Here is a 13,225-nt window from a genome sequence, read left to right on the forward strand (position 1 = left end):
ATGAGTTCGAACCTCAGCGAAAACGCGGCATCCAGATCCCCGAGCGGGACGCGGGGGCCGCGAACCGGTGTCCCCGCCGCACTCGGTGGCCGCCGCGTGCTGGTGCCCCGAGACGGGCGCTGGGGCGTGTTTGTGGCCGAGAGTCTCGCGGCGCACGGTGCCCGGGCCGTGATCGCTCCGGTCATCGATTTTGAGCCGGCGCCGGACGCGGCTGCCCTGGAGGCGGCGCTCGAGGCACTCGCCCGGGGCGAGTTCGACTGGGTCACCGTGACCAGCGCAACGACCGTCCGGGTGCTGCGCGCCCACGCCGCCGTGATTCCCGCGGGCACGCGCGTGGCCGCGGTGGGCATCGCGACCGCGGCCGCCCTCGAGGAGGCCCGCTACGGAGTCAATCTGGTGCCACCCGAGGACCACACCGCGCGCGGTATGGTCGCCTGCTTTGGCGAACCGGGAGTGAGCCTCGGCCGGGTGCTGGTGCTCGATTCCGCCCTCGCCGGGCCGACCCTCGTGGACGGCCTGACCGCGCTCGGCGCCGACGTTACCCGCGTGCACGCCTACCGCACGATCCCCGTGGATCTGAGCCCCGAGGTGCGCACCGCGCTGGCGCGCGGCGACATCGCCGCGATCCTGGTGACCTCGGGCAGCGTGGCCGCCCAGTTCATCACCCAGGTGCCGGATCTCGCGGCGTCCGTGGTGCGCGTGAGTATTGGTGACCGCACGACCGAGGCCGCCGAGGCCCTCGGGCTGGCGATCACCTGTGAGGCGCCGATCCGCAGCGTGGAGGGCATGATTACCGCCCTCGAAACGTACTATGAAGTCGTACACCCCGATTCTGCCGCGCTCGATTGCGGCGGAGAGGACACCCCATGAATTCCCTGCCCGAGCGCCCGCGGCGCCTGCGTCAGTCCCCGGCGATGCGTCGCCTGGTGGCCGAGACCCGTGTCGATCCGGCGCAGCTTGTCCTGCCGCTCTTTGTGAACGAGGAGCTGAGCGAGAAGCGCGCGATCGGTTCGATGCCCGGCGTCTTCCAGCACACCCTCGACACCCTTCGGGCCGCGGCCGCCGAGGCCGCCGACGCCGGCGTCGGCGGCGTGATGCTGTTCGGGATCCCGACCGTCCGCGATGCCGTGGGCAGCCAGGCCGACGCTCCGGAGGGCATCCTGCAGCGGGCCACCCGGGCCCTGCACGCCGAGGTGGGCGATGCCCTGGTGGTCCAGACCGATCTGTGCCTGGACGAGTTCACCGATCACGGCCACTGCGGTGTGCTGACCGAGGGCGGCGCGGTGGATAACGATGCGACCCTGGAGCGCTACGTGTCGATGGCGCTGGCCCAGGCCGAGGCGGGCTCCGCCCTCCTGGGTCTCAGTGGCATGATGGACGGTCAGGTGGGCGCGATTCGCTCGGCCCTTGACCGTGCCGGCCACATCGATACCGCGCTGCTCGCCTACTCGGCCAAGTACGCATCGGCGTTCTACGGGCCCTTCCGCGAGGCCGTGGACTCCCAGCTGCAGGGCGATCGCCGCACCTATCAGCTCGATCCCGGCAACCGTCGTGAGGGCATGCGCGAGACCCTGCTCGACCTCGCCGAGGGCGCGGATATCGTGATGGTGAAGCCCGCGATGTCCTATCTCGATGTGCTCGCCGATGTGGCCGCGGTATCGACCGTGCCGGTGTGGGCGTACCAGGTATCCGGTGAGTATGCGATGATCGAGGCCGCCGCCGCAAACGGGTGGATCGATCGCCGCCGCGCGATCGAGGAGTCGGTGATCGGCATCCGCCGCGCCGGCGCCGATGCCGTGCTCACCTACTGGGCCACCGAGCTGGCCACCTGGCTGCGCGCCTAGTTCTTTCCGTTCCCGATTCAAGGAGCCCCGTGTCTCACGAACAAAATGCTGACCTCTTTACCCGCGCGAAGTCGTCGATCCCGGGTGGGGTGAACTCCCCGGTGCGTGCCTACGGTTCGGTCGGCGGTACGCCGCGCTTCCTGGTGTCCGCGCAGGGTGCCCGCGTGACCGATGCCGAGGGTACCGAGTACGTGGACCTGGTGTGCTCCTGGGGTCCGGCAATCCTCGGTCACGCCCAGCCGGACGTGGTGCGCGCCGTGCAGGAGGCCGCCGCGCGTGGACTCTCCTTCGGGGCGTCGACCCCGGCCGAGACCGAGCTGGCCGAGCTGATCCGCGAGCGGGTTAGCGTGGGCGGGGTGAGCCCGATCGAGAAGGTGCGCCTGGTCTCCACCGGCACCGAGGCCACGATGACCGCGATCCGCCTTGCACGCGGGTTCACCGGCCGCGAGCTGCTGGTCAAGTTCGCCGGGCACTATCACGGGCACTCGGACGGGCTGCTGGCCGCCGCCGGCTCGGGCCTCGCAACCCTCGCGCTGCCGGGATCGGCGGGGGTCACCGCGGCGACCGCCGGGCAGACCCTCGTGGTGCCCTACAACGATCTTGATGCGCTGCGCGCGGTGTTCGCCGAGCACGGCGAGAACATCGCCGGTGTGATCGTCGAGGCCGCCTCGGCGAACATGGGTGTGGTGCCGCCGAAGCCCGGCTTCAACGCGGCACTGGCCGAGATTGCGCACGCCCACGGCGCCCTGGTGATCCTCGATGAGGTACTCACCGGATTCCGAGTCGGCCCGGCCGGGTTCTGGGGCCTCCAGGCAGCGGCGGGGGAGCACTATGTGCCCGACCTCTTCACGTTTGGCAAGGTCATCGGCGGTGGCATGCCGCTCGCGGCCCTGGGTGGCCGTGCCGAGGTCATGGATCACCTCGCACCGCTCGGCCCGGTGTATCAGGCCGGCACGCTCTCGGGTAACCCGGTCGCGGTGGCCGCGGGCCTGGAGACCCTGCGCCGCGCGACCCCCGAGGTGTACGCGCACCTGCATCGCACCGCCGATACGCTCGCCGCCACGGTTTCCGCGGCGCTTGCGGATGCCGGAGTGGTGCACACCGTGCAGCGCGCGGGCAACCTGTTCTCCTTCGTGTTCGCCGCCGAGGTGCCGGAAAACTACGCGGATGTCCAGGCGCAGGACGTCTACCGTTACGGCCCGTTCTTCCACGCCATGCTTGATGCCGGGATCAACCTGCCGCCGAGCGTGTTCGAGGCCTGGTTTGTTTCGGCCGCCCACGATGAGGCCGCCGTGGCTGAGATTATCGCCGCGCTGCCCGCGGCCGCCCGCGCCGCCGCGGAGGCCACGGCCGCCTAGGCTCACGATACGCGGAGGTATTCGTGCCCAGGACGGGTTTTCCCGTCCCGGGCACGACCGCGTCTACCGAAGGATCACCGACACCCTCTGCGGGCCAGTTCGCGTAATCCGGGTGGGGTGGCCCGGGCTCCGGACCACTTCCCGCCGCCGCTTCCTCGATCAGGCGTCCGATGGGCCTAACGGGCGGGCCATCACCACACTGTCGTAGGTCTTGCCGGGCCAGTGGATCGTGTCGACCGTTTCGAACCCCCACGACTCGTAGAGCCGCACAAGGTGAACCGCCGGGATGGCGGTATCAACGCCGATGGACGTCGCCTGCCGCGCGGCGGCCCACCGACGCCCGCGGTGCCACAGATCGGCAGCGAGTCCGCGGCCGCGGAGGGCCGGGGATACGGCTACCTGGTTGAGCCATGCACGGTCGCCGACGCGGGCCTCGGCGGTGAGCTCCCGCAGGCCGTCCGAGGGCGGCAGGGACATCGTGAGCGATGCGACGATCTGCCCGGCCCGCTCGATCACCCAGCACTGGCCGCCGAGAGCTCGAGCGCGCGTGGTCTCCACGTCCTGATCGACGGCGGTGTAGTTCAGCCCCATCGCACCCAGCTCGGCATATGCGGCATGGAGTAGATCGGTCAGTGGGGCGGCATCGGAGGCCCGGAAGGGGCGTACGGAGAGGGCTGGGTCCATAAGGCCAGTGAACTCGATCGGCCGGACAATTACTAGGTCTTCCGCAATTGATCGTGTTGCGGTTGACCCCTCCAGGGGGTATATTCCATGTGGAATAGTTTTGTTGGAGGGTGAAGTGGCAGAGATTACGCTCAAGCCGATCGAGATCGTGGCGCTGGGATTACTCCTTGAGCGCCCCATGCATCCCTATGAGATGTATCAGATCGCCACCCAGCGTCGGGAAGACACCGTGGTGAAGGTGAGCCCGGGTTCGCTGTACCGTGCCGTGTACGCGCTGGAGCAGAAGGGCTTTGCCATCGCCGCGCAGGTTGAGCGCGAGGGTGCTCGGCCCGAACGCACCCTGTTTGAGATCACCGATCCCGGCCGTGAGCGCCTATTTGTCGATGTGGCTGAGCTGCTGCGCACCCCGATGACCGAGCGTCCACGAGTCCTCCAGGCGCTCTCCGAGGCCCACGTTCTGCCCGCCCCGCAGGTGCGGGAGCTCCTGTCCGAGCGGGTGACGCAACTGCGCGTCCGCGTGGACAGGCTTCGCGGCGATATTGAGACGGTTGGCGGCCTCGGTGTCCCCGAAATGTACTGGATTAACGCGCCGTATCAGCTCGCCATGTACGAGGCGGAGATCGCCTGGCTCGAGGCTCAACTGGCCCGATTCGCGTCCGGTGCGCTGCCCTGGGAGGACTGCCGCTCGCCCGAGGAGCGCGCGAGTGCCACCGCGGCGAAGACCCGCAACTTCTATCCGGCCCCCTGAATTTTTTGATCCCCCTTCAGTAGAAAGTGACACCCATGTCAACACCCCCCGCTACCGCCGTGCGGCCCTGGCCGGCGCTGTGGTCGCTGGTCATCGGATTCTTTATGATCCTGATCGACACCACCATCGTTTCGGTCGCGAACCCCGCGATCATGCGTGGTCTGCACACCGATATCAACACCGTGATCTGGGTGACCAGCGCCTACCTGCTGGCGTACGCCGTTCCGCTGCTGATCACCGGCCGCCTCGGCGACCGTTTCGGCCCGAAAAACCTCTACCTCATCGGTCTCACGATCTTCACCCTGGCCTCGCTGTGGTGTGGCCTGTCGGGCAGTGTTGAGGTGCTCATCATCGCCCGTACCGTGCAGGGTCTCGGCGCCGCACTGATGACGCCGCAGACCATGGCCGTCATTACCCGAATCTTCCCGCCGGATCGTCGTGGCGCCGCCATGGGTCTCTGGGGTGCCACCGCCGGTGTTGCGACGCTCGTGGGTCCGATCCTGGGTGGCGTCCTCGTGGATGGCGTCGGCTGGGAGTGGATCTTCTTCATCAACGTCCCCGTGGGCATCATCGGTTTCATCATGGTGTGGCGCAACGTGCCGCAGCTCGCAACCAGCCCGCACCGCTTCGACATCGTCGGCGTGTTCCTGAGTGCCGTGGGTATGTTCCTGCTGGTGTTCGGTATTCAGGAGGGTGCGACCTACAACTGGGGCACCATCACGGGGCCGATCAGCGTGTGGGGCCTCATCATTGCGGGCATCGTGGTGCTGGCCGCGTTTGTGGGGTGGCAGGCGATCACGAAGTCCGAGCCGCTGCTGCCGCTTGATCTCTTCAAGGACCGCAACTTCTCGGTGGGTAACCTCGTGATTACCACCGTGGGGTTCACCATCACCTGCATGTCGCTGCCGCTGGTGTTCTTCTACCAGACGGTGCGCGGCCTGACCCCGACGCAGTCGGCGCTGATGCTGGTGCCGATGGCCGTGATCTCGGCTGGCCTCGCGCCCGTGGTGGGCAAGATGATCGACCGGGTCAACCCCAAGTGGTTCGCGCTGTTTGGTCTCACCGTGCTGTCGGTGTCGCTGCTGTGGTACTCGCTGCTCATGACCCCGGATCAGCCGCTGTGGATGATGCTCTTCCCGAGTGCGCTGCTCGGTTTCGCCAACGGTTTCATGTGGGGTCCGGTGTCCAACATGACCACGCGTAACCTGCCGCCGCACAAGGCCGGCGCTGGCTCGGGCGTGTTCAACACCACGCGTCAGATTGGTGCCGTGCTGGGTAGCGCGAGCATCGCCGCGCTGATCCAGGCGCGCCTGACCGCCGAGATGCCCGCCGCCCCCGGCGGTGCCTCCGGCCTGTCGGAAATCGGTGGGGGAGAGCTGCCCGTGTTCCTGCACGAGCCGTTCACCACGGCGATGTCACAGACGCTGCTACTGCCCGCCGCCGTGGCCCTGCTGGGTGCCGTGTTTGTGCTGTTCTTCCAGAAGCCCAAGAAGGCGGTGTGGGAGGCGCCCGAGACTCGCGCCGCCGCCCCGGTGCCCGCTGAGGGCTAGGCACCGCACCGTTCCCGGCATCACGATTGACCCGTGGGTCGCACTTCTTTTCGATGTGCGACCCACGGGTTTTTCCGTGGAAAAAATACCCGGCAACCCTTGTTGGAACTTAGAAACAAAAGTATAGTAAGTTTCTATTGAGCCGGAAACCCGCGGTTTTCCACGGGAAGAGGTTCGATGTTGGCCGCGATGATGCGCGCTTTCCCCTGGAGCGACACGCGCGGAAACAGATCACAATGAAGTGAGAGGAACCGTATGAAAACCAAGAAGTTCCTGGCCGTAGCCGGGCTCGCCGCAGCGTCCGTCCTGATCCTGAGCGGATGTGGAAACGGTGGGGCCGCGGATGCCAACGTCAAGCCGGCAACGTCCGGTGAGGTGAACTGGTGGGGCTGGACTCCGGACACCGCCGTGGCCAAGCGATACATCGCCGAGTTCAACAAGGAATACCCGGACATCACCGTCAACTACAAGAACTTTGAAAACGTGGACTATCGCAATACCCTGGTCCCCGCCCTCGAGTCCGGCAAGGGCCCGGATGTCTATGACCTGTCCGCCGCGGGCGGCGTGCCCGACACCTGGGGTCCCTACGCGATCGATCTGGAGCCACTCGCAAAGGACACCCTCGGTGACGACTGGAAAAAGAAGTTCAGTGCCGGGTACGTTGACCAGCTGACCGGATCGGACGGACGCATCGTCTCGCTTCCGCTGGGCGGAATGTCCGCGGGCTTCCTCTGGTACAACAAGAACATTTTCGATGAGGCCGGAGCAACGGTACCCACCGACTACACCTCGTGGGTCGACGCCTGCGCGAAGATCACCGCCATCGGAAAAACCTGTTTCGCGATGGCCGCAGGTGGGGACGACACGTTCCCCACCGAGATGTACCACTCCATCGCCAACTCGGTAGACCCGGAATTCTTTATCAAGGCATCCACCGGTAAGGCGAAGTGGAATGACCCGGCCGGAATCGAGGTGCTGGAGATCATCGCCAAGATGAAGAAGGACGGTATTATCGCCAGCAACGTACTCGACGGCACCCAGTACCCTCAGGCAAACGAGGCCTTCATGAAGGGCTCGGCTGCGATGGTCCAGATGGGCTTCTGGTACACCCAGTACGCGGAGGCAAACTCCTGTGCCGCCTCGATGGAGGCCGCTGGTGTGGCCAACCCCACCTGTTTTGTCCAGCTCCCGCTGGAGTTCCCGGACGTTGCGGGCAAGGGCCATGGATCTCAGTACTTTGGCGAGGTGGACTACGGTCTCGCAATCGCCGAGGACTCCAAAAACATCGCCGCGTCTAAGACCTTCGTCTCCTGGATGACCATGTCGGAAAAGGGCCAGCAGAACGTCGCGAACGCGCTCGACCTGCTGCCCGGCCTGCAGGGCGTCAAGCCCGATTGGAACGCGATCTCGCTGGTGGACAAGTCCGTCCAGCAGCCCGCGATCGAGACCCTGATCGCCGACAGCACCGCGACCACCCAGACCCGCCAGTGGCAGGCTACCGAAAAGTCGCTGCACGGCATCGTTGTGGCCATCCAGCGGGTGCTCGACCCAACCCTTTCGGAGTCCATCCCGGACATTGCGGCGAAGCTCCAGGACGCCTCTGAGGCCAGCACCGCGGGAACCAAATAGTGTCGAACACCAGTATTCGCATGCGTGAGCGTGCAGCCGTGACCGGGACGGATCGTGAGCAGTCGCGCCCGTCCCGGGCCACCGGCCCGCGGAAGCGTCGCGGGGCGAGCGGCCTGCTGCCCTCGGGATTCATGTGGATCCTGCCGGCGCTCATCATCTCGGTCGGTCTCATCTACTACAGCATCGCCTACTCCGGCTTCCTCTCCTTCTTCAGCTGGGGCGGCGGACGGCAGCACCTCAAGCCCGTCGGACTCGACAACTACACCGAGATCTTCAGCGACCCCGTCTTCTGGATGGCCATTCGCAACACGGTGATCTACTTCGTGGTGGTCTTTACCGTGCAGGTGATCGGTGGTGTCCTGTTTGCCGCCGCGATGCACTCGCGGGTGATCATGGCCAACGTGTACAAGGTCATCATCGTGATCCCCATCGTGGTGGCCCCCGCAACCATGGCACCGGCACACATTCAGGTATGGCAGTCCGACGGTACGCTCAACCGCATCCTCGAGGCAATTGGTCTGGGGGACCTGGCCCAGTCCTGGATCGGACAGTCGACCACCTCGCTGCTCGTCGTGATTCTCGTGGGCTGCTGGGGATCGATCGGTTTTGGCTTCATCCTCTACTTCGGGGCGATGACGCAGATTGATCCCGAAATGCTCGAGGCGGGTCGCATCGATGGCGCAGGAAACTTCCGCATCCTGTTTTCACTCGTGCTGCCGAACGTGCGCTCGATCACGATCTCGCTCGCGATCCTCAACCTGATCACCGCGCTGAAGCTGTTTGACAGCGTGTGGCTGATCACCCAGGGTGGCCCCGCCCACTCCTCGGAGTTCCTCGGCACCATGATCTACTCCGAGACCTCGGGTGCCAGCCGGGACCTCGGATATGCCTCCGCGCTGTCCATCATTCTGATGCTCATCGCCGTGGCCACGTCCATCATTGTTCAGCGCAGCTCGCGTGAGCGCGCCGCTGCCCGTCCGCGCCGGGGACGTCGCGCAGTTTCGGAGGAGCGCAATGTTTGAAACCCGCACCGTTCTCTCACGCGTGGGCCTCCAGCTCGCGGTAACGCTGGGAGTCCTGCCGTTCCTGATTCCGATCTACTCGATGGTTGCGAAGTCCCTGGAGGGACGCGGCTGGGGCAACTACGAGGCCGTCCTCGCGGTCCCGGGTTTTGGTCGGTTCTTCCTCAACTCCGCGATCGTCGCGGGTGGTTCGATTATCATCATCTACCTGGCCACCCTGGCCGCCGCATTCGCGTTCTCCAAGCTGCGCATTCGGCGCAAGGAGGTCTATTTCTGGATGCTGATGGCGGCCCTCACCCTGCCCGAGGTGGTGCTGATTGCCCCGCTGTATAGCACCGCGGTGGCCCTCAACCTGCTGGGAACGTTCTGGGCGGTGATTCTTCCCATTGCGGCGCTGCAGATCCCGTTCACCGTGCTGATTGCCCGCGGCTTCATCGATGGCATTCCCGACACGCTCTTTGAGGCTGCCCGCCTCGACGGCGCCGGAACCTGGCGGTTGTTCTGGTCGGTTCTGGTCCCCATGGCGAAGCCCATCGCGGTAGCGCTGGTTGTACTGGTGCTGATCAATGCCTGGAACTCCTACCTGCTGCCCAAGGTGTTCCTCATCAACGACGACATGGGTGTTGTGACCCTGCTTCCGGAGTTCTTCAAGCGTCAGTACAACGACGATATTCCCAAGGTGCTGGCGGCCGCGGTGGTCACTGCGATCCCCACGATCGTGGCGTACATCCTGCTGCAGAAGCAGTTCGAGCGCGGCATGGCCGCGGGGGCGATCAAATAGTGTCTCCGCAGTCGCGTCGTCATGGTTCACGGACGCGAACCGACTACGGTAAAACGAAGCAGAAAATGGGAGGTGTGTGATGCGAGGAATCGGAGTGGTGGTGCCGGCCGAACGGGCGGGAGACCACGAGATTGAACGCCTCATGCGCTCACTCGCGCAGCCCCTCCTGCTGGCAGGATTTTCGCTGGTGACCGGCGTGGTGCGCGATGTGGCTCACGAGACAGAGCTGTATCGCCTGTGGGCGCGGCCCGAGTCGATGATCGAGGGGGTCGCGCTGTTGGATGCGGTAGCCGATGACCCGCGCATCGTGCTGCTGAACACCCTGGGGCTCCCGCACGCGGGAATCATTCGTGGCGATTTTGCGGTCGGATATCCGGCGGTCATGGCCGTGACCGCCGATGCCGAAACGTCCGCACATCGCGGACGTGAAACCGGCGGCCTACTGGGTGAGCAGGTTTTGGCCGCGGTGCGCGGTGACGCCGCCCGCACGCTGAGCGTTGAAGCAGACCATGATCAGAGGAGCACATCATGAGCGTCGTCCGCCCCCTGGGGCCATCCTCGGAGAACACCCGCAGCGCGATCCTTGATCTGGTTCGTTCGAGCGGCACCGTGAGTCGCATCGAGCTGGCCGAGATGTCCGGCCTCACCGCGACCTCGATCACCCGCTTTGTGAAGACGCTGATTGATGCCGGCCTCATTATCGAGACCGGATACGGTGACTCCAGCGGGGGCAAGCGCCCGAGCCTTCTCGAGCTCAATCGCGGCGCTCGATACGCGGTGGGGCTCTCCCTGGACGATGCCCGGCTCAGCTATGTGGTCACCGATCTCGGGGGAAGCGTTGTGGGGCGGCTGGTGAGTCGCGGCATCGCGGGTGCCGCGCCGAGCGATGTCATCGCGCGTATCGCGGTCGAGGTGGGGCAGGTGCTCTCCGAGCTCTCGATTCCGCTGGATAAGGTGGTGGGCATCGGTGTGGCTGGTGCCGGACTCGACATCCGTGGCGGGGGCGAGGGTCTGTCGGTGACGGCGGCCGAGTGGGAGTCGTTCGCGGTGGCGCAGGCCCTCGAGGCACAAACCGGGCTTCTAGTGGTGCGGGACAATGACGCTGCCTGCGCCGCGCTCGGTGAATTCTGGGTCGGTCGGATCCCGGCCACACAGGATTTTGCGAGCCTCTACATGTCAAACGGATTTGGCCTGGGCCTGATGATGGGTGGCGCGCTGGTGCGCGGAAGCTCCTCAAACGTGGGTGAGATCGGGCACATGCCACTCTCTCTGGACGGCCCCGACTGCTGGTGCGGAGCGCGCGGATGTCTGGAAATGCTGGCGGCACCGCGGGCGATCGTTGCGCGGGCGCTCGTCGATTCCGAGCTGACCGCTGACCTTGGACTCACGCAGGTTGGGGGCGACTCCCGCCAGGCGTTTGAACGTATTGCCCGCGCCGCTGCCGGTGGTGAACCACGCAGCGTTGCCCTGATCGAACAGGCCGCGCGCGCTGTCGCAACCGCCGTGCTCGCGGTGGTCAACGTGCTCGATTTGGATCGCCTCTATCTCTCCGGCCCTGGTTTTGCCGAAATCGGCGAGATCTATGCACGCGAGATACGATCCACACTGACGCGCTGCGCGCGCACACGCGCGGTTCACGGGGTACGGGTGGAGCTCTCCGATCCGGGGCTTGACGCCGCCGCAATCGGAGCGGCGAGCCTCGCCCTCCAGCATGTGCTGACCCCGCACGTGAATGCCGGTCGCGATGCCCTCGCCCCGGCGGGTGCGCGCTAGCTCCACGGCTCGCGTTCCCTCAATTTTCCCTCATTCCACACGGCGACGTTCGTCGTGCCTGGGCGCTGCCCAAAACACCGAAAGGAGTGGCACTGTGGCCATTCGATCCATCATTCTTAATGTGAACGACATCGACGCATCGATCGACTTCTACACCCGATTTCTTGACGCTGAGCTGATCACCCGCAGCGAGACGGAGGCAACCCTTGACCTCGTGACCGCGACCCTGCGTCTTGTCGCGATTACCCAGCCGGAGATCTCCGGCTGGGTGCCGGATGACCTGCAGACCGGTTTCCGCCACTTTGGCTTCAAGGTGGCTAACATCGACGAGCGGGTGGCCGAGCTGAAGGGTGCTGGCGTGCGCTTCCAGCTGGAGCCCATCAACGCCGAGGGCGATGTTCGCATCACCTTCTTCTTCGACCCCGACGGCACGCTGGTCGAGCTGGTGGAGGGTGACCTGCGATACCACGAGATCTTCAATCAGGCCGCCGTGGATGCCGACTGGGGCATGGGGGTGCCGGAGCGCGCCCGGTTTGATCACGTGGCCGAAACGGTGCAGGACCTCGCCGCGACGACCGCGCACTTCGCCGCGCACGGCTACACGGTGATGGGCGGGATTCACCAGCCGAGCGATGACCGCGGCTTCGAAATCACGTATCTACGCGGGGGCGACAGCACCCTGGAAATCTTCACGTTCGACCGCGCGGAGAAGCGCGTGCCCCAGGCGCAGGTGAACGCGCCCGGATTCCTCGCCATGGAGATCGAGGGTGCGGCGGGTGCGTCCGCGACCGAGGTGGGTGAAGCCGCCGGTGTACGCGTCTATGCGGACACCAACGGCCTGCGATTCGTCCCGGCCGATGCCTAGCCAGGGCTGGACGCCACGCCCCCTCGGGGTTACCGGGCTGCTGGTCAGCCCGGTGACCCTCGGCGGGGGACCGCTCGGGAGTATGCCCGAAAACTTCGGGTACGCGGTGAGTGAGCGCGCGGGGATTGATCTCGTACGTGCCGTTCTCGCCAGCGAGATTCGCAGCATTGATACGGCAAACGGATACTCGCAGGGCGAGAGTGAGCGGCGCATCGGTATCGCCATTGCGGAGCAGGGTGGTCTGCCGGACGATGTGCTGGTGATGACCAAGGTTGACGCACTCGATCGCGATTTCAGTGCGGATCGCGTCCGTCGCTCCCTCGCAGAGAGTCGAGAACGATTGGGCGTGGAGGTGCTCCCGATGGTGCACCTCCATGATCCGGAGTACTTCGACTTTGCGGAGATTGCCGGGCCAGGCGGTGCAATTGAGGCGTTGGTGGACGCGCGCGAGCGCGGAGAGGTTGGACATATAGGACTCGCCGGGGGAGACGTGCACCAGATGTCTCGATATCTTGAGCTCGGCATGTTTGAGGTTCTCCTCGTTCACAACCGTTTCACCCTCGTGGATCGCAGCGCGAACGGACTGGTTGACCGCGCACGGGAGCTGGGCGTGGGGGTGGTGAACGCTGCCGTCCTGGGCGGGGGAATTCTCGCGGACGTTACTGGAACCCGCACCGACTACGGTTACCGCCCGGCCTCTCCGGAGACACTGCATGCCATTGCCGAGATGAGACGGGTCTGCGCCAACTGGGACACCGATCTGGCAACCGCTGCCGTGGCATTCTCCGTGCGTGACACGAGATTCGCCACCACGATCGTGGGCATCTCAAAACCCGAACGCATTGCAGGGGCCATCGCCGCCGCCTCCCTGGATCGACCCGAGGAGTTTTGGCAAGAACTCGACGCCCTCCTCCCGGATTCTCGGCACTGGCTTGATGCCGCGCCTCACGCATAGTCACCACCCGATGACA

Annotated in this window: 13 protein-coding genes; 12 read left to right on the forward strand and 1 reads right to left on the reverse strand. The window is 65.6% G+C overall.

Features of this window, described 5'->3' with window-relative positions; translation table 11 throughout:
• Genes D9V32_RS03940 through hemL form a run of 3 tightly spaced genes read left to right on the forward strand, consistent with a single transcriptional unit; the run spans nt 1 to nt 3,202 of the window.
• Complete coding sequence (locus D9V32_RS03940; protein ID WP_121647610.1) at nt 1-870, forward strand: uroporphyrinogen-III synthase; 870 nt, start codon at nt 1-3, stop codon at nt 868-870.
• On the forward strand, nt 867-1,844 hold the full coding sequence (gene hemB / locus D9V32_RS03945) for a porphobilinogen synthase (protein WP_121647611.1): 978 nt from the start codon (nt 867-869) through the stop codon (nt 1,842-1,844). Before D9V32_RS03940 ends, hemB begins: the two co-directional genes overlap by 4 nt.
• A gap of 29 nt (nt 1,845-1,873) precedes the next feature.
• Nucleotides 1,874-3,202, forward strand: coding sequence for a glutamate-1-semialdehyde 2,1-aminomutase (hemL, locus tag D9V32_RS03950; protein ID WP_121647612.1), 1,329 nt, complete (start codon nt 1,874-1,876; stop codon nt 3,200-3,202).
• Nucleotides 3,203-3,361: 159 nt separating this feature from the next.
• Here hemL and D9V32_RS03955 read toward each other — a convergent pair whose 3' ends face one another.
• Nucleotides 3,362-3,886 carry a GNAT family N-acetyltransferase gene (locus tag D9V32_RS03955; protein ID WP_183086170.1) on the reverse strand — a complete coding sequence of 175 codons (525 nt, stop codon included), beginning with the start codon at nt 3,884-3,886 and terminating at the stop codon, nt 3,362-3,364.
• Between the two features lie 115 nt (nt 3,887-4,001).
• Between D9V32_RS03955 and D9V32_RS03960 the strand changes: the two genes are divergently transcribed.
• The 9 genes from D9V32_RS03960 to D9V32_RS04000 all read left to right on the forward strand — a co-directional run bounded on the left by D9V32_RS03960 (nt 4,002) and on the right by D9V32_RS04000 (nt 13,209).
• Complete coding sequence (locus D9V32_RS03960) at nt 4,002-4,634, forward strand: PadR family transcriptional regulator (RefSeq protein WP_183086171.1); 633 nt, start codon at nt 4,002-4,004, stop codon at nt 4,632-4,634.
• Nucleotides 4,635-4,669: 35 nt separating this feature from the next.
• Nucleotides 4,670-6,184: a DHA2 family efflux MFS transporter permease subunit gene (locus D9V32_RS03965; RefSeq protein ID WP_121647615.1), complete on the forward strand. Its 1,515-nt coding sequence runs from the start codon at nt 4,670-4,672 to the stop codon at nt 6,182-6,184.
• 255 nt (nt 6,185-6,439) lie between these two features.
• Nucleotides 6,440-7,813, forward strand: a complete 1,374-nt coding sequence (locus tag D9V32_RS03970) for an ABC transporter substrate-binding protein (RefSeq protein WP_121647616.1) — start codon at nt 6,440-6,442, stop codon at nt 7,811-7,813.
• Nucleotides 7,813-8,835: a carbohydrate ABC transporter permease gene (locus tag D9V32_RS03975; protein ID WP_245982035.1), complete on the forward strand. Its 1,023-nt coding sequence runs from the start codon at nt 7,813-7,815 to the stop codon at nt 8,833-8,835. The genes D9V32_RS03970 and D9V32_RS03975 overlap by 1 nt, the downstream gene beginning before the upstream one ends.
• A complete protein-coding gene (locus tag D9V32_RS03980) occupies nt 8,828-9,616 on the forward strand; it encodes a carbohydrate ABC transporter permease (protein WP_121647617.1) in 789 nt (262 codons plus the stop codon). Before D9V32_RS03975 ends, D9V32_RS03980 begins: the two co-directional genes overlap by 8 nt.
• Before the next feature lie 79 nt (nt 9,617-9,695).
• Nucleotides 9,696-10,148 (forward strand): type 1 periplasmic-binding domain-containing protein, encoded by a 453-nt coding sequence (locus tag D9V32_RS03985; protein ID WP_147440388.1) that lies wholly within the window; start codon nt 9,696-9,698, stop codon nt 10,146-10,148.
• Nucleotides 10,145-11,389 (forward strand): ROK family transcriptional regulator, encoded by a 1,245-nt coding sequence (locus D9V32_RS03990; RefSeq protein WP_121647619.1) that lies wholly within the window; start codon nt 10,145-10,147, stop codon nt 11,387-11,389. Before D9V32_RS03985 ends, D9V32_RS03990 begins: the two co-directional genes overlap by 4 nt.
• Nucleotides 11,390-11,483: 94 nt before the next feature.
• Nucleotides 11,484-12,254 (forward strand): VOC family protein, encoded by a 771-nt coding sequence (locus D9V32_RS03995; protein WP_121647620.1) that lies wholly within the window; start codon nt 11,484-11,486, stop codon nt 12,252-12,254.
• Nucleotides 12,247-13,209, forward strand: coding sequence for an aldo/keto reductase (locus D9V32_RS04000; protein WP_121647621.1), 963 nt, complete (start codon nt 12,247-12,249; stop codon nt 13,207-13,209). Before D9V32_RS03995 ends, D9V32_RS04000 begins: the two co-directional genes overlap by 8 nt.
• Nucleotides 13,210-13,225 lie beyond the last annotated feature (16 nt).

This window comes from Mycetocola tolaasinivorans, from assembly GCF_003667565.1.
Lineage (GTDB): Bacteria > Actinomycetota > Actinomycetes > Actinomycetales > Microbacteriaceae > Mycetocola > Mycetocola tolaasinivorans.